15 protein-coding genes are annotated in these 19717 nt (G+C 67.6%); 4 read left to right on the forward strand and 11 right to left on the reverse strand.

The window, feature by feature from the left end; translation table 11 throughout:
* Nucleotides 1-143: 143 nt before the first annotated feature.
* Nucleotides 144-1883 carry a nitrite/sulfite reductase gene (locus AC1DQR_RS18135; protein ID WP_477133473.1) on the forward strand — a complete coding sequence of 580 codons (1740 nt, stop codon included), beginning with the start codon at nucleotides 144-146 and terminating at the stop codon, nucleotides 1881-1883.
* Nucleotides 1876-2457: a DUF934 domain-containing protein gene (locus AC1DQR_RS18140; RefSeq protein WP_477133474.1), complete on the forward strand. Its 582-nt coding sequence runs from the start codon at nucleotides 1876-1878 to the stop codon at nucleotides 2455-2457. Before AC1DQR_RS18135 ends, AC1DQR_RS18140 begins: the two co-directional genes overlap by 8 nt.
* Here the strand turns inward: AC1DQR_RS18140 and AC1DQR_RS18145 are convergent.
* The 6 genes from AC1DQR_RS18145 to mdlC all read right to left on the reverse strand — a co-directional run bounded on the left by AC1DQR_RS18145 (nucleotide 2423) and on the right by mdlC (nucleotide 9158).
* Nucleotides 2423-3211, reverse strand: a complete 789-nt coding sequence (locus tag AC1DQR_RS18145; protein WP_416050557.1) for an alpha/beta fold hydrolase — start codon at nucleotides 3209-3211, stop codon at nucleotides 2423-2425. The genes AC1DQR_RS18140 and AC1DQR_RS18145 overlap by 35 nt on opposite strands.
* Nucleotides 3212-3405: 194 nt before the next feature.
* On the reverse strand, nucleotides 3406-4788 hold the full coding sequence (locus AC1DQR_RS18150; RefSeq protein ID WP_416050558.1) for an MFS transporter: 1383 nt from the start codon (nucleotides 4786-4788) through the stop codon (nucleotides 3406-3408).
* On the reverse strand, nucleotides 4785-4928 hold the full coding sequence (locus AC1DQR_RS18155) for a hypothetical protein (protein ID WP_416050559.1): 144 nt from the start codon (nucleotides 4926-4928) through the stop codon (nucleotides 4785-4787). The genes AC1DQR_RS18150 and AC1DQR_RS18155 overlap by 4 nt, the downstream gene beginning before the upstream one ends.
* 87 nt (nucleotides 4929-5015) lie before the next feature.
* Nucleotides 5016-5972, reverse strand: a complete 957-nt coding sequence (locus AC1DQR_RS18160; protein ID WP_477133477.1) for a ketopantoate reductase family protein — start codon at nucleotides 5970-5972, stop codon at nucleotides 5016-5018.
* A gap of 74 nt (nucleotides 5973-6046) precedes the next feature.
* Entirely contained in the window at nucleotides 6047-7498 is a 1452-nt protein-coding gene (locus AC1DQR_RS18165) for an aldehyde dehydrogenase (RefSeq protein ID WP_416050560.1), read from the reverse strand.
* Nucleotides 7499-7544: 46 nt separating this feature from the next.
* On the reverse strand, nucleotides 7545-9158 hold the full coding sequence (mdlC, locus tag AC1DQR_RS18170; RefSeq protein WP_416050561.1) for a benzoylformate decarboxylase: 1614 nt from the start codon (nucleotides 9156-9158) through the stop codon (nucleotides 7545-7547).
* 141 nt (nucleotides 9159-9299) lie between these two features.
* Between mdlC and AC1DQR_RS18175 the strand changes: the two genes are divergently transcribed.
* Nucleotides 9300-10202 carry a LysR family transcriptional regulator gene (locus AC1DQR_RS18175; protein ID WP_416050562.1) on the forward strand — a complete coding sequence of 301 codons (903 nt, stop codon included), beginning with the start codon at nucleotides 9300-9302 and terminating at the stop codon, nucleotides 10200-10202.
* 70 nt (nucleotides 10203-10272) lie between these two features.
* Here the strand turns inward: AC1DQR_RS18175 and mdeB are convergent, their stop codons facing one another.
* From mdeB to AC1DQR_RS18190, 3 genes are all read right to left on the reverse strand, one after another.
* The gene (gene mdeB / locus AC1DQR_RS18180) at nucleotides 10273-12975 is read right to left on the reverse strand and encodes an alpha-ketoglutarate dehydrogenase (RefSeq protein WP_477133475.1); all 2703 of its coding nucleotides are present in this window, start codon (nucleotides 12973-12975) and stop codon (nucleotides 10273-10275) included.
* Nucleotides 12976-13006: 31 nt separating this feature from the next.
* Entirely contained in the window at nucleotides 13007-13996 is a 990-nt protein-coding gene (locus AC1DQR_RS18185) for a Bug family tripartite tricarboxylate transporter substrate binding protein (RefSeq protein ID WP_416050564.1), read from the reverse strand.
* A 142-nt stretch (nucleotides 13997-14138) separates the two neighbouring features.
* Nucleotides 14139-15155 carry a 1-aminocyclopropane-1-carboxylate deaminase gene (locus AC1DQR_RS18190; protein ID WP_416050565.1) on the reverse strand — a complete coding sequence of 339 codons (1017 nt, stop codon included), beginning with the start codon at nucleotides 15153-15155 and terminating at the stop codon, nucleotides 14139-14141.
* A gap of 223 nt (nucleotides 15156-15378) precedes the next feature.
* On the opposite strand from AC1DQR_RS18190, the gene AC1DQR_RS18195 reads away from it, so the two are divergent.
* Entirely contained in the window at nucleotides 15379-15888 is a 510-nt protein-coding gene (locus tag AC1DQR_RS18195; RefSeq protein WP_043356167.1) for an Lrp/AsnC family transcriptional regulator, read from the forward strand.
* Between the two features lie 86 nt (nucleotides 15889-15974).
* Here the strand turns inward: AC1DQR_RS18195 and AC1DQR_RS18200 are convergent, their stop codons facing one another.
* Together AC1DQR_RS18200 and AC1DQR_RS18205 are read right to left on the reverse strand one after the other, a co-directional pair.
* Nucleotides 15975-17573, reverse strand: a complete 1599-nt coding sequence (locus AC1DQR_RS18200; protein WP_416050566.1) for an EAL domain-containing protein — start codon at nucleotides 17571-17573, stop codon at nucleotides 15975-15977.
* A 263-nt stretch (nucleotides 17574-17836) separates the two neighbouring features.
* Nucleotides 17837-19717: ImcF-related family protein (locus tag AC1DQR_RS18205; protein WP_477133476.1), on the reverse strand; the 1881-nt coding region annotated here is incomplete at its 5' end.

Here is a 19717-nt window from a genome sequence, read left to right on the forward strand (position 1 = left end):
GCAAGGCATCTGCTCCGGCCCGAACAGGCCTCTTCTGCTCCTGTTCGGCGCGCGCAAGGGGCGCTAGCCTCATGGCTACCCACAAGCCCCTCGCCGGCGGGGCGAACTCCCCCCTCCCCGCACGGCACACCTGGAAGTGCTTCATGTATGTGTATGACACCGTCGACCAGCAACTGGTCGACCAGCGCGTTGCGCAGTTCAGCGGCCAGACCGAACGGTTTCTCACCGGCCAGCTCACCGAGGACGAGTTCCGCGTGCTGCGGCTGCAGAACGGCCTCTACATCCAGCGGCATGCGCCCATGCTGCGCGTGGCGATCCCCTACGGCATGCTGGTGTCGCGGCAACTGCGCAAGCTGGCCGAGATAGCGCGCCGCTTTGACCGCGGCTACGGGCACTTCAGCACGCGGCAGAACATGCAGTTCAACTGGCCGCGCCTGGAAGACGCCCCCGCTATCCTGGCTGAGCTGGCGACCGTGCAGATGCACGCCATCCAGACCAGCGGCAATTGCATCCGCAACACCACCACCGACCACTTCGCCGGGCTGGCGCCGGATGAGATCGTGAACCCCCTGGTGTGGTGCGAGATCATCCGCCAGTGGTCGATGCTGCACCCCGAGTTTGCCTTCCTGCCGCGCAAGTTCAAGATCGCGGTGAGCGGCGCCACCACGGACCGCGCAGCGGTGGGCGTGCACGATATCGGCCTGCAGGCCGTGGAGCGCGATGGTGAGCTTGGCTTCCGCGTGTGGGTGGGCGGCGGCATGGGCCGCACGCCCATGGTCGGCAAGCTGATCAATGCCTTCGTGCACTGGTCCGACCTGCTCACCTACCTGCAGGCCACGCTACGCGTCTACAACCTGCACGGCCGGCGCGACAACAAGTACAAGGCGCGCATCAAGATCCTGGTCAAGGACCTGACGCCGGGCGTGTTCGCGCAACAAGTGGACGAGCAATGGCAGCGGATCCGCGGCGGCCCGGATACGGTCAGCGCGGACTTCGTGGCCGGCGTGGCGGGCCGCTTCACCATGCCGGACTATGACCCCGCGGCGGCGGACGAGGCCGGCCCGGATCCCGAACTGGCGGCGGCGCATCCGCGCTTTGCCCGCTGGCTGCGCAGCAACGTGCATGCGCATCGCGTGCCCGGCTACGCCGCCGTGACCGTCTCGCTGAAGGCCACCGGCATGCCGCCCGGCGACATCACCGCCGACCAGATGGATGCGGTGGCGGACCTGGCGGAGCGCTTCGGCTTTGGCGAGCTGCGGGTCTCGCACGAGCAGAACCTGATCCTGGCCGACGTGCGCCGGGGCGCGCTCTTTGCGCTCTGGCAGGCGCTGGACGCGCTGAACCTGGCCACCGCCAACATCGGCCTGCTCACCAATATCATTGCCTGCCCGGGCGGGGATTTCTGCTCGCTGGCCAACGCGGTGTCGATTCCGCTGGCCGAGGCCATCCAGCGCCGCTTCGACGACCTGGACTACCTGTTCGAGATCGGCGAGCTGGACCTGAACATCTCCGGCTGCATCAACTCCTGCGGGCACCATCACGTGGGCCACATCGGCGTCCTTGGCGTGGACAAGGCTGGCGAGGAGTGGTACCAGGTGACCATCGGCGGGCGCCAGAACGGCGCGGCCGGCCATGCGCTGCTGGACCAGCACAAGGGCGGCGGCGCGGCGATCGGCCGCATCATCGGCCCGTCGTTCGCGCGCGATGAAATCCCGGATGTGGTGGCGCTGCTGATCGATACCTACCTGTCCCTGCGCGACAGCGAGGCGGAGCGGTTTATCGACGTGGTGGAGCGGGTTGGCCCGGAGCCCTTCAAGCAGGCGGTCTACCAGGACCCGAGGATTGTCGCGCGGCGGCAGCAAGCGGAGCAAGCCCGTGCCTGATCTCCAATCATTGCCACCGCTGAACAATGTGATTCGCAACGGCCAGCTTGAAGCGGACATCTGGCGCGCCTTCGTGCCGGACGAGAACGCGCCAGCATTGGCATCGGCAACACACGCGCTGCCGCCGGACGAAAACGGCTGGCTGGTCACCCTTGCCACATGGCGGGCAGCACGCAATGCCCTGCGCCTGCGCCGCCACCCGGTGGCCGTGTACCTCGGCCCGGATGCGGACCCTGAAGACCTGCTTGAGGCGGGCACCGCCACCATCGACGCCACCGGCATCGCGCACCTGGCGATCGACTTCCCGGTTTATACCGACGGGCGCGGCTATTCGCTGGCGCAGATGCTGCGCACGCAATATGGCTGGGGCGGCGAGCTGCGCGCGGTGGGCGACGTGATGATCGATACCGTGCACTACATGGCGCGCTGCGGCTTTGACGCCTTCGCCGTCAAGCCGAGCCACAACCCGCAGGCCGCGCTGGCGGCGCTAGGGACGTTCACGGTGCACTACCAGAAGACGTACCCGGCGGCGGCGCCGGCTATTTTGGCAACCAGCCGTCCAGCAATGCGTTGACTGGCTCGTGGGCCTCGTACTGGACCCAGTGGCCCGCGTTGGCAATGACACGGCCTTCGCGGCGCGGGCTGTCCTGGGTCATTGCCGCGATGGCCGGGACAGGATCCGCCGTGACGTCGTGCTCGCCCCAGGCCAGCAGCACCTCGCCGCCGAAGCGATCCAGCGCGCCGCGCAGGTCGCCGGATCGGGAGATGGTCTTGCTGCGAAAGCGCGTGAGGCGGCATGACTCGGTGTGCGCGTACATGGCCATGGCATCGATCTTGGCCGGGTCAGCCAGCATGAACGCCTCCAGGTTGTAGCGCATGGACAGCGCCAGGGCCTCGGCGTCCCCGGCCTTGCGCCAGTCCACCAGCGCGCGCTGCTGGCGGCGGATGCCGCCATGGCCGCCTGAGCCCATCAGCGCCAGCCGGCGCACGGTGCCGAGCGACGCGGCCACGTTAGCGGCCACCAGCCCGCCAAAGGAGAAGCCGGCCAGGCTGAGGGCCTTGTCGCAGCCGGGCAACTGCCTGATGCCCTTGACAAGCGTGCCGGTCATCACCGAAAGATCGCTGGCGATATCGTCCGACTCGCCAAACCCCGGCATGTCCGGCGCCCACACCGTGCGGTGCGCGGCCAGCGCCTCGATATTGCGCACCCAGTGCAGCCAGCTCCCATGCCCGCCGTGCAGCAGGACCACGGGTTGCCCCTCGCCAAAGCGGCGCCAGACCATGCGGCAGCCATCGGCATCGGTGACGATCCGTTCGGATTGTTGCAACAGGGCGGCCGCCTGCGCTTCGGGTCGGGCTGAAGCGACAGGCGTTTTGAGGTTTATCCGGGTCATTGGCATGAGCGCGCGCCGCCTGGCCTTCGGGCGCGGCGATCTGCCTCGGCGCACCTGGGGATGCCGGACGCGCGAAAGACGGTTCCGATTCCGGATCATAGCGAATTCCGGCTGGTCCGTCCCTGGCCTCAGCTGCGTGCAAGGACCGAGTCGCCGCTGGCCGGCGCACGCGCCAGCTTCGGGATATGCCCCTTGACCGCAAGCAGCGCCACCAGCACGGCGGCCATCGCCGCGCCGAGCATGCCGAGGTAGGACGACGCGCCGCCCGCGGTAATCACCGCCGCACCCGCGAAGGCGCTGAGGATGGCCCCGAGGCGCCCAAAGGCCAGCGCCGACGCCGTGCCGGTGGCCCGCACTGCCGTGGGGTACACGAAGGCACACAGCGCGTACATGGTCGACTGCACCGCATTGACGAACATGCCGTGCACGCCCAGGCCAACGATCAGCAACCCCGTACTGTGGCGAACATCCACGCCTTGCAGCAACAGCGCGCTGGCCGCCCCGCCGGCGCAACAGATCGCCAGCGGCCAGCGCGAGCCGAAGCGTGCGATGGCCACCGCACAGCACAGCGCGCCGATGACACCGCCAAGGTTGTAGGCGGTCAGGCCGGAACCCGCGACCGCCACGTTCAGCCCCTCCGACGCCAGCATGGTCGGCAGCCAGCTAAAGGCGCTGTAGACGGCCAGCAGGCACATGAAGAATGCGCACCAGATCGCCAGCGTGTCGCGCGCCTGCCCGGGCGCGAACAGCGCGCCGAAGCCCTTGCGGCTTTCCGCGCCGCGCTCGGCCAGGTCGGTGAAGACGGCGTCCACCGGCAGCGGCCTGGACATGCGGCCGAGCAGCCGGCGCAGTTCGTCCCACCGGTGCGCGCGGCGCACCAGGAAGCGCGGCGACTCGGGCAGGACCAGCATCAGCAGCACGCCCAGGCCCAGCGGCAGGGCGCCGCCGATAAAGAACAAGCCGCGCCAGCCATAGGCCGGCAAGACCACGCTGGCAAACAGGCCGGCCAGCATGCCGCCCAGCGGCACGCAGACGATGGTGGCCGTCACCGCCAGCGTGCGGCTGCGTGCCGGGGTGAACTCGGCCGTCATGGTGGTGGAGCTTGGCAAAGCGCCGCCGATGCCAAGCCCGGCGATCAGGCGCAGCATGGCGATCGTCGTCGTGTCCGGGGCGAAGCCGATGGCGCAGGTGGCCGCGCCGAACAGGAAGACGCTGCCGATCACGGCCCACCTGCGCCCGAAGCGGTCCGCCAACAGGCCCGCGCACGCGCTGCCGATGCCCATGCCCACCAGCCCGGCCGCCACCGCGGGCGCGAAGGCGCTGCGGGTGATGCCCCACTCCTTGATCAGCACGGGAATCGCGAAGCCGATCAACTGGCCATCGAAGCCGTCCATCACGATGGACAGCGCCGCCAGCATCACGACGATCTTCTGCATGGTCGTGTAAGGGCCGTCATCGAGCACGCTGCCCACGTCGACGGGCGTGCCGGCTTGCCGCAGGTTCGCGCTCATGCTTGCGCTCCATGGCGATGCGCACCGGGCGCTTGCGCCGCGCCGGCCGGAATCGTGGCCAGACGGCGCCTGCGCCGCGCGATGGAAATGCGGCCCGCGGCAATGGCGCGGAACAGATGCGTATTCCTATGCGTATTCATGCGTGTCTCCTGTCGATGGGCGCTTTGGCCGGGGCCAGCGCTTTTTTGTCTTGCGTCTTGCGTCTTGAGGCCACGGCGTGCCGTGGCTCAGTGCTGCCGCAGCGGGCTGGCGCCCTGCCCGCCGTTTGCCGCCCGGGCTTCGATCAGCCGGACGAGTTGCAGCAGGCTCTCGGTGCACGGCACCGGCACCCCGTGGCGCCGCGCCGCGGCCACCACGGCGCCGTTGATCGCATCGATCTCGGTGCGCCGGGCGGCAAGGATGTCCTGCAGCATCGAAGGCTTGTGGCCGATGTGGTGGCCGATGGCGTGCAACACGTTGGCGCCGACCTTGTCCGCATCGACAGCCACGCCCTGGCTCCTTGCCACGGCCAGCACCTCTGCCACCACGGACAAGGCGAGCGCGGTGCCATCCGGGATGTTGCCCAGCTGGTCCACGGTGCTGCCAGTGACCGCGCACAGGGGGTTCAGCGCGGCGTTGAATGCCACCTTCTCCCAGATCGCGGCCCACACATCCGCATCGGCGTGGCAGTGCAGCCCGGCGCGCGCCAGCGCCGCCGCCGTCACCGCCACGGCGGGCCGGTCCACGCCATCGGCGCTCATCATCCGGATCCCGCCCTCGCCGTGCGAATGCACGTGCCCGGGGCCAGCCAGGTCGGCCGGCCATGTGGTGACGCCGATCAGGAGCCGCTGCGCCGGCACGAATTCGGAAATCGCATCGACGCTGCCCAGGCCGTTTTGCAACGTCAGCACAATCGTGTCCGGCCCCAGCAGGTGCCCCACGCCCGTCATCGCGGCGCGCGTGTGCATGGATTTGGTGAAGACGATCAGCAGATCGGGGATGGTGTCCGCCTGTTCGGGGCGCACCGCCCGCATGCCGTGGACCCGCCGGTCCGCCTCATCGGTCTGCAGGCGCAGGCCGAAGCGGCGGATCGCTTCGAGATGCGCGTCGTTGATATCGATCAAGGTGACGATATGGCCCGCTTGGGCAAGGCGTGCGCCAAACAGCGAGCCCATGGCCCCGGCCCCGAGAATTGCGATTCTGATCATAGGCGTCGCCGCGATCCGGCGCTGGTTGGATGGCGTTGTCTGGGCGTGGCGGCAATCCGGCCGCCTGCGGCCTAGAACGGATAGTGGCGCGGCGTCGTCTGCACGGTGACCCAGCGCAGGTCAGTGAACTCGGCAATGCCGGCCTGCCCGCCAAAGTGGCCAAACCCGCTGTTCTTCACGCCGCCGAAGGGCATCTGCGCCTCGTCGTGCACCGTCGGGCCATTGATATGGCAGATGCCGGATTGAATGCGCCTGGCCACGTTCATGGCCCGCGCCACATCGCGGCTGAACACGGCCGACGACAGCCCGTACTCGTTGTCGTTGGCGCAGGCGATGGCCTCGGCGTCGCCGCTGACGCGCACGATGGGCTTGACCGGGCCGAACGACTCTTCCACATAGATCCGCATCCGCGGCGTGACGTGATCGAGCAGCGTGGCCGGCATCAGGGTGCTGTCCGCCTTGCCGCCGCACAAGAGCTTCGCGCCCTTGGCCAAGGCATCGTCGATCAGGGCGTTGCAGCGCGCAACCGTGCTCATGTCCACCACGGAGCCCAGCACCACCGGCCCCTTGCGCGGATCGCCCAGCGGCAGCGCGCTGGCCTTGGCCGCCAGTTGCGCGACAAAGGCGTCTGCGATCTTGTTGTCGACGATGATGCGCTCGGTCGACATGCAGATCTGGCCGGAATTGGCAAACGCGCCAAAGGCGGCGCCGGCGACGGCGGCATCGATATCGGCATCGTCCAGCACCAGCAACGGGGCCTTGCCGCCGAGCTCGAGCACCACCGGCTTCAAGTGCCTGGCACAGCTAGCGGCGATGACCTTGCCCACGCGCGTGGAGCCGGTGAAGTTCACGCGCCGTACCGCCGGATGGGCGATCATGGCTTCCACCAGTTCGCCCGCATCGGCCGGCGCATTGGTGACGAAGTTCACCACGCCCCTGGGCAGGCCGGCCTCCTGCAAGGCTTCGATGATCAACCCGTGCGTGGCCGGACAGATCTCCGACCCCTTCAGCACGACGGTATTGCCGCAGGCCAGCGGCAAGGCGATGGCGCGCACGGCCAGGATGACCGGGGCGTTCCAGGGCGCCATGCCGAGGACCACGCCGGCCGGCTGGCGCACGCCCATGGCCAGGCTGCCCGGCACGTCCGACGGAATGACCTCGCCATGGATCTGCGTGGTCAGGCTGGCCGCTTCAAGCAGGCCGGCCGCGGCCAGGTGCACGTTGAAGCCGGCCCACATGGCGGAGGCGCCGGTCTCGGCGGCCATCGCGGCAGCAAAGGCTTCGCGGCGGGCTTCCAGCGCATGCGCGGCCTTGGTCAGCAGCGCGCGGCGCTCGCTCGGGCCGATGGCGGCCCAGGCGTCAAAGGCCGCCGCGGCGGCGTCCACCGCCGACAGCGCATCGGCGACCGTCGCGGCCGGGGCAATCGTGGCTACCTCGCCGTCCAGGGGATTGCGGCGCGCGAAGGTGGCGCCGTTGCCTGCCTGGCGTTGTTGGCCGTCGATCAGCAATGAAATTTTCTGCATTCTTGTCTCCTTTGTTTTGCTTGCCTGCGGTTTGCTTGCCTGCGGCTCAGGCAACCTCGACTTCGACCAGCGTCGGTACCTGCGAGCGCAACCCGTCGGCTAGCGCATCGCGCAGCCGAGCAGCGTCCCGCACGCGCGTGCCTTCACAGCCCATGCCTTGCGCCAGCGCCACGAAATCGATCCCTGGCAGGTCCGTGCCCTGCACCGGATCGGCCGGGGCAAAGCCAAATTCCGGCGCGAAGTCCTGCAGCGCGGCGTAGCGCGCGTTGTTGAGGATCACGAAGGTGATCGGCAGCTTGAGCTGGACCGCGCTCCAGATGGCCTGGATCGAGTACATGCTGGAGCCGTCGCCGATCAGCGCGATGACGCGTGCCCCCGGCCGCGCCAGCGCCACGCCAACGGCAGCGGGCATGCCGTAGCCCAGGCCGCCGCTGTCCATGGTGTAGAAGGTGCCGCTTTGCGTGAACGGCAGGTAGCCCTGCATGACGGGACGCGCGCTGGGCGCTTCTTCCACCACGATGTCGGCGGCGTCGCGCACCTCGGCCAGGGTCTGGAGCACATAGGCGGTGGACATCAGCCGCGTCGGTTCCGCATGCGAGCGCGGCTGGCGCGGGGCAGGCAACGGGCGCGCCCTGGGCGCGGGCCGCGCCAGCAGGTCAAGCACGCCGAGCCGGATATTGCCCACCACCGATGCGCCCACCGGCGTCCAGGCCGCGATGGCGGGATCGTCGATCAGCTGATACAGCGTGGCGCCCTCCGGCACGTGGGGCCCAGCGCCTTCCACATGGTAGGTAAAGGCCGGCGCGCCCAGCACCAGGATCAGGTCGTGCCCGCCCAGCAGGCCGACGATCTTCTCGCGCATGGCGGGCAGGAAACCGGCGAACAGGCGATGGTCTTCCGGGAACGCGCAGCGCCCGGACATCGGCGCCACGTAGACGCGCGCATTGTGCATCTCGGCCAGGCGCACCACGTCGTCCCATGCGCCGGCGCGGTCGACCTGCCCGCCGACGACAAAAGCAGGCCGCTCGCAGGCATCCAGCGCCACGCCGACGCGCGCAATCGCCTCCGGGTCCGGCCGCACCGTATGGCTCACCGTGCGCGCGGCCACCCGCTCCGCCGGCTGGTCCCAGTCGTCCACCGGGATCGAGACCAGCACGGGGCCGCGCGGCTCCTGCATCGCCACGTAATAGGCACGTGCGATGGCCAGCGGCACATCCGCGGCGCGCGCCGGCTCGATGCTCCACTTGACGTAGGGCTTGGCCAGCTCGGTGGCCTGGGTAGACGACAGGAAGGGATCGAACGGCAGGATCGAGCGCGCCTGCTGGCCCGCCGTGACGATCATCGGCGTGCGGTTCTTGAACGCGGTGAAGATATTGCCCATGGCGTTGCCCACGCCAGCCGCCGAATGCAGGTTGACCAGCGACGCATTGCGGCTGGCCTGCGCAAAGCCATCAGCCATGCCCACCACCACCGCCTCCTGCAGCCCGAGCACATAGCGGAAGTCAGCGGGGAAATCCCGGAACATCGGCAACTCCGTCGAGCCGGGATTGGCAAACACCGAAGTGATGCCAAGCTGGCGCAGCAGGTCGATCACGGCGTCGCGCACGGTGCTGGTTGCGTTGCGCGCGGCGCCCGCCGCGGTTGTCGTGCTACCGGTCATGCAAATCTCTCCCGTCGATGTATTCGGTGGAACGCCTGGCCCAAGGCCAGCGCGTGCTTGGTGTGCAAAGTAGCGCAAAGTATGCGAGCCCGACCCTTAATTGAATATTGCCTTCTTGGTCAAAAGGCATTACTTTTGCGCATGACTTTCGATCTGCGCCAGCTCAAGGCCTTCACCACCGTCGTTGCCAGCGGCAGCCTGGGCCGGGCCGCCGACGCGCTGCACGTGACCCAGCCTGCCCTGAGCCGCACCATCAAGCGGCTGGAGGACGAGCTTGGCGCGCCGCTGTTCGAGCGGCACGCCAAAGGCATGCTGCTCACCGCGGTGGGCAGCGCCCTGCTCCCCCATGCCACGCTGCTGCAGCGCGAGGCCGAGCACGCGCGCGAGGAGATCGATGCCATGCGCGGCCTGGCCAAGGGCACCATCAAGGTGGGCGCGGTGGGCAGCATCGCCAGCATGGTGCTGCCGCTGGCGGTTGGCCGGGTCACCAAGGCGTGGCCGAACCTGCGCGTGGAGATTACGGAGGGCGTGTGGGACCGGCTGGCGCAAAGCCTGATCCGGCATGAGATCGACCTGGCGCTCAGCATCTGCGCGCCGGACACTGACGAGATCGAGGCCATTGCCGACTGCCGGTGGGAGGACCGCAGCTACGTGGTGGCAGCGCCGGGCCACCCGCTGCGGCGCAAGCCGGCACTGACCCTGGCCGATACCCTTGACCAGCAATGGGCCATCCCGCCCCGGGGCACCGGGCCATTCGAGCACATGCGGCAGGTGTTTGCGGCGCAGGGCCTGGGCCTGCCAAACATCGTGGTGGAGACGCGTTCGGTGACCGCGCTGAAGAGCCTGGTCGCGCAATCCGGCTTTCTGAGCTGGATGGCCGAGCCGATGGTCGAGGCTGAGCGCAAGGCCGGCGTGATCGACATTCTGGACATTCCCGGCGGGGTCGGCACGCGTACGCTGACGGCCTTCCGGCGGCGCCAGGGCATCCTGCCCGGCCCCGCCGTCAAGCTGCTGGAAGCACTGCGCCAGCTGACCGCGGCTTGATGAGGCTTGATGGGGGGTGATGGGGGGGTGATGATGGCTGCCGGCATGGGAGCCGGCAACCGGTCGCCAGTTAAATCGACGCCAGGGAAATCACCTCGGCAAGGTGCCTTCTTTCGCAAGCCATCTCATCGGCCACGATCTCCGCCATCGCCGCCAGGCTGGCCTGGACGATGGCCGCGGCATCGACCTCGAAATAGCGCCGCAGCGCAGCCCGCGAATCGCTGCGCCCGAAGCCATCGGTGCCCAGCGTCACATAGCGCCGCCCCGGCGGGACAAAGGCACGCACCAGCTCCGGCAGCGCGCGCACATAGTCGGTGGCCGCGACAATCGGGCCGCTGCCCGCCCCGAGCTGCCGCCCGAACCAGCTATCGATGGCCGGAACCTCGCCATGGCGCCACAGGCGTTCGCGCTCCACCCCTTCACGCGCCAGCTCGATGTAGCTGGTCACGCTCCAGACATCGGCGGCAATGCCATGCACCTGCTCGAGCTGGCGCGCTGCCTTCAGGACTTCGCCCATGATGGCGCCGCTGCCGAACAACTGCACGCGGTGCTCGCACGCCGCGCCGCGCCGCAGCAGGTACATGCCCCGCACCACGCCTTCGTGCGCTTGGGCCGGCAGGCTCGGATTCTCGACGCTTTCATTGGTGACGGTGACATAGTAGAACTCGTCGGCCTGTTCGCTGACCATGCGCCGCATGCCGTGGTCGACAATGACCGCCAGCTCCCCCGCGAAGGCCGGATCGTAGGCGCGGCAGTTGGGAATGGTCGAAGCCGCCAGGTGGCTCGTGCCGTCCTGGTGCTGCAGGCCCTCGCCCCCCAGGGTGGTACGCCCCGAGGTGGCGCCGATCAGGAACCCGCGTGCGCGCTGGTCGGCCGCCGCCCAGATCAAATCGCCCACGCGCTGGAAGCCGAACATGCTGTAGTAGATATAAAACGGCAGCATGGTGGTGCCGTGCGTGGCGTAACTGGTGGCCGCCGCGGTCCACGAGGACAGCGCGCCGGCCTCCGTGATGCCCTCCTCCAGGATCTGGCCATCCTTGACTTCCCGGTACGACAGCATCGAAGCCGAATCCTCCGGCTGGTAAAGCTGGCCGAACGGCGCGTAGATGCCGACCTGGCGGAACAGGTTCGCCATGCCGAACGTCCGCGCTTCGTCGGCGACGATCGGGACGATCCGCGGCCCCAGCACAGGATCCTTGAGCAAGGCGCCCAGGTACCGTACCAGGGCCATGGTGGAGCTCATGGCCTTGCCATCGGCATGCAGGGCGAACGCGGCGGTCTTGTCCAGCCCGGGCACCGGCAACGGCCCGGCGCCGGCATGGCGCGCGGGAAGATAGCCGCCGAGGGCGGCGCGCCTGGCCTGCAGGTAGCGCATCTCGGGGCTGTCCTGCGCCGGGCGGTAGAACGCGGCCTGGGCCACCTGTTCGTCGGTCAGCGGCAACTGGAAGCGGTCCCTGAACGCGAGCAGATCCTCCGGGCCGAGCTTCTTTTGCTGGTGCGTGGTCATCCGGCCTTGCGCGATAGCGCCCATGCCGTAGCCTTTCATGGTCTTGGCCAGCACCACGCAGGGACGCCCATTGCGCCTGGCGGCTTCGGCAAATGCCGCGTAGATCTTCGCCGGGTCATGCCCGCCCCGGCGCAGGCCGTCGATTTCGTCGTTGGAGAGATGCGCCACCAGCGAGCGCAGCGCCGGCGTCTTGCTGAAGAAGTGCTCGCGGTTGAACGCGCCATCGTTGGCCGATAGCGTCTGGAATTCGCCATCCACGGTCTGCGCGAACGCGCGGCTGATGGCGTGATCGTGGTCACGCGCCAGCAGCGCGTCCCACTCCGATCCCCACAAGCACTTGACGACATGCCATCCCGCCCCCGCGAACAAGGCCTCGAGCTCATCGACAATGCGCCCGTTGCCGCGCACCGGCCCGTCCAGGCGCTGGAGATTGCAGTTGATGACGAACGTGCAGTTATCCAGCTTTTCCCGGGCGGCCAGCGTGAGCGCGGCGATCGACTCCGGCTCGTCCATCTCGCCATCGCCGAAGAAGCCCCAGACCCGGCGCTCGCTGGTCGCTTTCAGGCCCCGGTTTTCCAGGTAGCGCATGAAACGCGCCTGGTAGATGGCGTTGAGCGGGCCAATGCCCATCGAGCCGGTGGGGAATTGCCAGAAGTCCGGCATCAGGTAGGGATGCGGGTAAGAACTCAGGCCGCGAATCCCCTTGCCTTCGGCAACGATCTCTTGCCGGTAGTGGCAAAGCGATGCTTCGTCCAGCCGGCCTTCCAGGAAGGCACGCGCATAGACGCCAGGCGCCGAATGCGGCTGGAAGAAGACAAGGTCCCCGCCTTGCGCGGCATCAGGGCCGCGAAAGAAATGCTGATAGCCCACCTCGAACAAATCCGCCGCCGAGGCATAGCTCGCGATGTGGCCGCCAAGCTCGCCATGCGCCTGGTTGGCGCGCACCACCATGGCGAGCGCGTTCCAGCGCAGGATCGCCGACAGGCGCTGCTCCATCGCCAGGTCGCCCGGATAGGCCGGTTGCGCTTGGACCGGGATCGTGTTCAGGTAGGGCGTTACCTGTGCCGGCCGCCACCGCAACCGATGCTTGCCAGCATGCGCCAGCAACGCATCCAGGATGGCGCAGGCGCGCTCCTTGCCCTGCTCCGGGCCCCAGGCCGACAACACGCCGTCGAGCGCGTCGCACCACTCCTGCAACTCCTGCGGATCCGCCTGCACAACCGGATCGCTCGCCAGGATGGAACCGAATCGGTCACGAGATGCCATCTTGATACGCTCCCGCCGGCAACCGCCCGGCTCAATTTGCCTGGATACCGGCCTTCTGGGCAATGGCCCGCATGCGCGGCAAGTCCTTGTCGATCATGGCGCTGACCTGTTCCGGCGTTGCATAGGAGGGCTCCAGGCCGTTGGCTACCAGTTTTTCCTGGATCTCATGGTCTTTCATGGTCTGCGCCAGGGCCTTCTCCAGCCGTGACTTGACGTCGGGCGGCAAGCCACGCGGGGCCGCGATCGCCACCCATGAATCCGCATCGAAACCGGGGAAGCCGGATTCCGCGACGGTGGGCACCTCCGGCAGCAGCGTCGCGCGCCTGGCGCCTGCCACCGCGATCACCTTGATCTTGCCGCTCTTGATATGCGGCAGGGATGCCGCGATGGTGTCGACCGAGAACGGAATCTGCCCGCCGATCAGGTCGGCAATGGCTGGGGCGCTGCCTTTGTAGGGAATATGCTGGAGCTGCATGCCGGTGGCGCCCAGGATCATCTCGCCCGCGAAGTGGCCGGTGGTGCCATTGCCGAACGAGCCATAGGCGTATTTGCCCGGCGCGGCCTTCACCGCCGCCATCATCTGCTTGAGGTTGTCCACCTGGACATCGCGATTCGCCAGCAGGATCAGGGGCACGCGCGCGACCAGGCCGATGGGCTCGAAGCTCTTCACGGGATCGTAGGGCAGGTTGGCGTTGATGGCGGGGTTGACCGTGAAGGTCGAGCCGGAACTGATGAACAGCGTATAGCCGTCAGGCGCGGCCTTTGCCACGTAGCCGGCGCCAACGATGGTGCCGGCGCCCGCGCGGTTCTCGATGACCACGGGCTGGCCCAGACGCTCGCCCAGCTTCTTGCCAACCAATCGTCCCATGATGTCTACCGCCCCGCCCGGCGGAAACGGCACAACCAGCACGACCGGCCTGGCGGGATATCCCTGGGGCTGCGCATGCGCGGCGCACATGGCGATGCCCAACAGCGACAGCGCCTTCACCGCCATCGAAACGCTTCGTGAAACGACGTTCATGCGCGACTCCTGTGATTGAGCGACGGGGGACAAACGGGGAGCAAACAATGAGGAGCAAAAAGAGACGAGGGCTTTGCCGGACAAGCGAGCCCTGATGCCGGCGTTACGCCACCGGCATCAGGGGGCAGCCAAGCGCGCGGGATCAGCCGTTCCGGAACAGGAAGCTATAAGCGCTCAGCGCCGGGGCGCCGCCCAGGTGGGCGTAGAGCACCTTGGCGCCTTCCGGAAATTCGCCGCGGCGGACCAGGTCGATCATGCCCTGCATCGATTTCCCTTCGTAGACCGGGTCGGTCATCATGCCTTCGAGCTTGGCACTCATCCGGATGGCTTCGAGCGTCTCTTCGGAAGGCAAGCCATACTCCGGCCCGCCGTAGCGCGTGTCGAGCACCACGTCTTCGTCGGTGATATCGCGGCCGAGGTCAACCAGATGCGCGGTGTTGCGGGCAATGCGCAGGATCTGCGCCCGGGTCTGCGCCGGCTTGGCCGATGCGTCGATGCCGATCACGCGGTTGGCCCGGCCATCGGCGGCAAAGCCGACCACCATGCCAGCCTGCGTGCTGCCGGTCACCGAGCAGACCACGACGTAGTCGAACTTGAAGCCGAGCTCGGCTTCCTGTGCGCGCACTTCTTCCGCAAAACCGACAAAGCCCAGGCCGCCCAGCGGATGCTCGGAACACCCTGCCGGGATCGGGTAGGGCTTGCCGCCCGCCTGGCGCACGCTCTGCATGGCCTCTTCCCAGCTCTTGCGGATCCCGATATCGAAGCCATCGCTGACCAGGCGCACGTCGGCGCCCATGATGCGAGACATCTGGATATTGCCAACGCGGTCATAGACGGCGTCGGAGTAGTTCACCCAGTCCTCCTGCACCAGCACGCACTTCAGGCCGAGATGCGCCGCCACGGCAGCCACCTGGCGCGTCTGGTTGGACTGGATGCCGCCGATGGAGACGAGCGTGTCGCAACCCTGGGCAAGCGCGTCCGGAATGATGTACTCGAGCTTGCGCGTCTTGTTGCCGCCGAACGCCAGGCCGCTGTTGCAGTCCTCACGCTTGGCATAGAGGTCGACCTTGCCGCCGAGATGCGCGCTCAGGCGCTTCAGCGGCTGGATGGGCGTGGGGCCGAACGTTAGCTGGTGGCGGGGAAAGCGTTTGAGATTCATGCTGGCAACTCCTGGGTTTCTTGGATGACTCGGGTTAAGCGCGGGGATCCAGGCATCAAGGCTGGCGAAGAACACTGGCATGTGGCGCCACCTTTCGTTGATGCTGCGACGGACTCAATCCTAGAAAAAAACGCACGAAACATGGTTGCAAATATCAATCTATTTATGCACTATAAAAAATTCATGGCACTCGTTTTTACTTTTTTGTTTTTTATAAATCATCATGGACGAAACAAAATTGCGCACCAAAACCGAGCACCCCGTGCCACATTCCGAGGCATTGGATCGCACCGATAAAGCCATCCTGCGCGCACTCCAGCGCGACGCGTCCATCTCGAATGTGGCGCTGGCAGCCAAAGTCAGCCTGAGCCCGCCAGCCTGCCTGCGGCGCGTGGAGCGGCTCAAGGAACTCGGGCTGATTCGCGGGATCGTGGCGCTGCTGAACCCGGCCGCGCTGGACGCGGGGATGCTGGTGATGATCGGCGTGGTGCTGGACCGGTCCACACCGGAATCCTTCTCCGAGTTCGAGAAGGCCGCCCAGCAGGTCTCCGGCTGCATGGAGTGCCACGTGGTGACGGGCGAGTTCGACTACTTCATGATGCTGCGCACCAAGGACAGCGAGAGCTTCAATCGCCTCCATGCGGAGCAACTGCTGTATCTGCCGGGGGTCCGCCAGATACGCTCGTTCATGGTGCTCAAGCAGGTGCTGTCGACAACGCAGTTTCCGATCTGAAGCTGCGTGTGCGCCAGGGCGAATGCGTCCGGGACTTCCTGATCGCGATGCTATCCAGCCGCCATGGCAGCGGGCCCGGGTGATCGCTATGCCACGTGCGCCGTCAGGGCACGAACCTGGTCCTCCAGGTCTGCGATCCGCCGCTTCATGCAGGCTTGCGCGCTGATATCGCTGACGACGCCATACCAGCGATCGATCGCGCCATTTGCCCCGATATGCGGCTGGGCACGGCTCAGCATATGGCGCCAGCTGCCGTCCGGCCACTGGATGCGGAACCGGGTCGCGAATGGCTGGCCGCTCGGGATCCAGGCAAGCCACTCCGCCCGGATGCGCAACTGGTCCTCAGGATGGACCGTGGCACGCCAGGCGTCGATGCGGTCCTGCATGGCACACCCTGCGCTGTCGCGGAAGTTCGGGCTGATATAGCACAGCGTGCCATCAGGGTCAGCCGCCCAGGCAATATGGGGGCTCAGCTCGACCGAGTTGCGGAAATGCTCCTCGCTTTCCCGCAAGGCCAGCTCGGCCCGTTTGCGCGCCGAGATGCCGATGGCAACGAGCGAGATACCAATCACGTCCCCGATGTCATCATTGACGCGCTGGCCGACCACCAGGTAGACCTCGCCGTTCGCGGTAATCTCGCGTTCCATCGGAGAGCGCGTCTCCATGGCAAGCACGGCATGCGCCAGCGAGCAGATCGATCTGCCGGCTTCGGACATGCAGGCCGCGCAGAGCTGGGCGCCGACAAGGGCGTCCGCCTGGGTGCCGAACATCTCCGCATAGCGCCCGTTGACATGCACGTGCCGCAAGCGCGTGTCCAGGAAGCACAGGCCGACGGGCGCGCCGACATAGAGCGCCTCCAGCTGATGCAGGCGCTGATACGGCGAACGGTCCAACGGCCGCGGATCCGGCGCGCGCAAGCCAAGCTGCTGGATAAGCGCGGGAATCCGCTCCGGCTGCAGCGCCGGCGCCCACAGCCATCCCTGGCCGATGTCGCATCCCAGCTTGCGCAGTAGGGAGGCATGCTCTTCGCGCTCCACGCCTTCCGCGACAACACGCATGCCGATGCTGTGGCCCAGCCCCACAATAGCCGTCACGATCCGGCGGCACTCCTGGTCGTCGAGCATGCCGCGCACAAAGCTGGCGTCGATCTTGATCTCGTCGAATGGCAGGGCGTGCAGGCGTGTCAGGCTGGCATAGCCGGTGCCAAAGTCGTCCAGCGCGATTCCGATGCCGAGCGCCTTCAGATCGTCGATGATGGCACGCGCGAGCTCGACATCGGTCTCCATGGCGCCCTCGGTGATTTCGATCTGTATGCGCGCCAGCGGGAATCCCGTCTGCGTGACAGCGTCGGCGATCAGCGCGACGACCGCCTTGTCGCGCAATTGCACCGGAGACACGTTGAACGCCAGCACAAAGCCCTGGCCCCAGCCCACGGCCTGCCCGCACGCCGTGCGCACGATATGGGAAGTCAGGCGATCGATAAGCCCGCACGACTCCGCGATCGATATGAAAGTAACGGGGGAAACCGGGCCCGTTGCAGGGTCCGTCCAGCGGGCGAGCACCTCGAAGCCGACGATGGCGCCGGTTTCAAAGCAGATCAATGGCTGGAATGCCGGCCGGAGCAAGCCGCCATCGAGCGCGGCTGCCAGTCTTGCGCAGGTATCGTCCGTGTCTCCCACTTTCATCCTCTCAGATACCGCCGGAAATCCGGATCGTGTCCTATAGAAACGGCGCGCCCATGGATCATGGCCCGGCCAACACCTGTGCCGGGCAGTGTTCCGTCAGGTTTGTTCCCTGAGCGGGCGCTTGCGAGGCGTAGCGACCTTTTCGCCACTCCCGCCATTGGATATCGACCAGCCTGACGGCAAATTGAGGTTTTGGCTGCGGCGGCAGCCTGGGCCGGGCGGGCGGCGCATCCTCCCGGCGGCCCTCTCTGGCTCCGACGGCGCTACTTGCGCGGAGCCGGCACGGCGCGGGCCGCTGCCAGCGGCTCCCGGCCCACGAAGATCCGCGTTGGCAGCACAAAGCCCCGCAGCGCCAGCATCTCCAGCGGCCCCTGCCCGACTTCGGTACGCATCAGGTAGCGCACCGGATAGGTCACGTCCGCCGCAACAGGCGCCTGGGCGCTGCGCGCGGTCAGGCTGTCGGGATCTTCGGCGAAGGTCCGGCCGTGCGCATCGGCCTGGCCCTCGGCACCGGCCTTCGGTGCGCCTGGCCCTTCTAGCGCTTCCTGCGCATCCTGCGCATCCCGCGCGTCCGGCTTCGCCTGCCACGTCAACTGGTAGTTCGCGCTATCCACCGGCTCGACGTGCGCGCGCTCCAGCATCCGCACCAGGCCCCAGCGGCCGCCGAACTCGTAGCTCTTGCTGGTGCCCGCGCGCTCGGTCTGCCATTGCAGCCGGGTGCCCGGGTCCTGCAGGTTCTTGCCCGGCCAGCTCATCGCCTGCCATGTCTCGCGCTGGTTGTAGTAGTGCAGCGTCTGGCCATCGAGCGTCAGCAGCGTGTCGGTCAGGCCCGGGGTGGGGATCGGCTTGAACTCGAAGCGGTACTGCGGCTCGCCCTGCGCCAGCAGGTGCGCCGCCATGCGCTGCAAGGTGTTGATCGCGTTGAGGAAGGCCGGATCGAAGGACTGCGCCTGCCCACCAGTGGCTGCCGGCAGCCACTGATCGCCCTGCAGCTCGAGCACGCCCGCCAGTTGCGTGCCGAGGAAGGCCCCGATCAAGCCGCTGTGCGGGCGCAGGAAGCGCGCCAGTTCAGCCAGCGAGGCATCGTTGGCGGTGTCCGCAAACGGATAACGCCCGGCAAAGGAGCGGCTCCACGTCATCGCGATGCTCTGGCGCCACGCGTCGTTCAGGCTTGCCTGCGCCGGTTGCAGCACCGTCTGCGTGGCCTGCGCGATGGGCCGCACAAACAGCGTCTCGCCCATGCCCGCCCACTGGCTGCCAAGGCTCGCCGCCATCAACTGGGCATAGGCCTGGGTATCGGCCAGTTCCGAGCCCTTGCCCTGGAACAGCGCCTGCGCCATCTGGCGGGCCTGCGCATCGGCATCGGCGCTGTTGCCGACCTGCTGCAGGCGCAGGCGCAGTGCCGTCGCGCGGTCGAGGAACCGTTGCAGGCTCAAGTCACCGCTGGTGCCAGCGTTGGTGCCAGCGTTGGCACTGCCAAGCTGGCCCTGCGCCACCAGCCGCAGCACCGGGCCAAAGGCCGCGCCCAGCGGCCCCGCCGCGTCCGGCTTCGCCACCTCGGGCCCCGCCGGCTTCTTGCCCAGCAGGTCCTGCGTCTTGGCCACCAGCGTATCGGACAGCGAGTCCTTGCGGGCGCCAGCGCCACCCTGGTACTCGAGCGACTTCATCAGCGCGATCACCGGCGACTGGCGCGCATCGGCCATCAGCTTGAGCTGCCCGATCGCGGCCGGCAGGGTCGGCGCGGCCTCCCATTGCAGGCTGTTCATGAAGCCCTGCCAATGCTCCGCGTAATCGGCGAAGTACTGCTCGGTCAGGGCCGCCTGTAGTACTTCGGCCGAACGGCCTGCCGTCGCTTGCGTCTGCTGCTGCGGCTTGCCGTCGGTCAGCACCCAGTCATTGGCGATTTCCGTGCGCCTGGCGGCCTGCTCGATCGCGGGCGCCACATAACCCTCATAGGCCTGGCGGGTGAAGACCCCGGGCACGATGGCGGTGGCGCGCACCAGCCCCCGGGGATCGGTGCCGGCGGTCAGCGCCGCCAGGGTCTGGTCCGGATACTTGCTGCCAGCGTGCTCGCCAAAGGCCTGGATCACGCCCCGATAGACGGTGTCCTCGGCATTGCGCTCGCCGATCACGGCCAGCAGCGT

The sequence above is a fragment of the Cupriavidus sp. 05L411 genome (genome assembly GCF_056398045.1).

Excerpts from the sequence above, each read along its gene's own strand:
- AC1DQR_RS18135 (WP_477133473.1), top strand. The coding sequence starts at position 144 with ATGTATGTGTATGACACCGTCGACCAGCAACTGGTCGACCAGCGCGTT.
- AC1DQR_RS18150 (WP_416050558.1), bottom strand. The coding sequence starts at position 4,788 with ATGAGCGCGAACCTGCGGCAAGCCGGCACGCCCGTCGACGTGGGCAGC.
- AC1DQR_RS18155 (WP_416050559.1), bottom strand. The coding sequence starts at position 4,928 with ATGAATACGCATAGGAATACGCATCTGTTCCGCGCCATTGCCGCGGGC.
- AC1DQR_RS18165 (WP_416050560.1), bottom strand. The coding sequence starts at position 7,498 with ATGCAGAAAATTTCATTGCTGATCGACGGCCAACAACGCCAGGCAGGC.
- mdlC (WP_416050561.1), bottom strand. The coding sequence starts at position 9,158 with ATGACCGGTAGCACGACAACCGCGGCGGGCGCCGCGCGCAACGCAACC.
- AC1DQR_RS18175 (WP_416050562.1), top strand. The coding sequence starts at position 9,300 with ATGACTTTCGATCTGCGCCAGCTCAAGGCCTTCACCACCGTCGTTGCC.
- mdeB (WP_477133475.1), bottom strand. The coding sequence starts at position 12,975 with ATGGCATCTCGTGACCGATTCGGTTCCATCCTGGCGAGCGATCCGGTT.
- AC1DQR_RS18185 (WP_416050564.1), bottom strand. The coding sequence starts at position 13,996 with ATGAACGTCGTTTCACGAAGCGTTTCGATGGCGGTGAAGGCGCTGTCG.
- AC1DQR_RS18190 (WP_416050565.1), bottom strand. The coding sequence starts at position 15,155 with ATGAATCTCAAACGCTTTCCCCGCCACCAGCTAACGTTCGGCCCCACG.
- AC1DQR_RS18195 (WP_043356167.1), top strand. The coding sequence starts at position 15,379 with ATGGACGAAACAAAATTGCGCACCAAAACCGAGCACCCCGTGCCACAT.
- AC1DQR_RS18200 (WP_416050566.1), bottom strand. The coding sequence starts at position 17,573 with ATGAAAGTGGGAGACACGGACGATACCTGCGCAAGACTGGCAGCCGCG.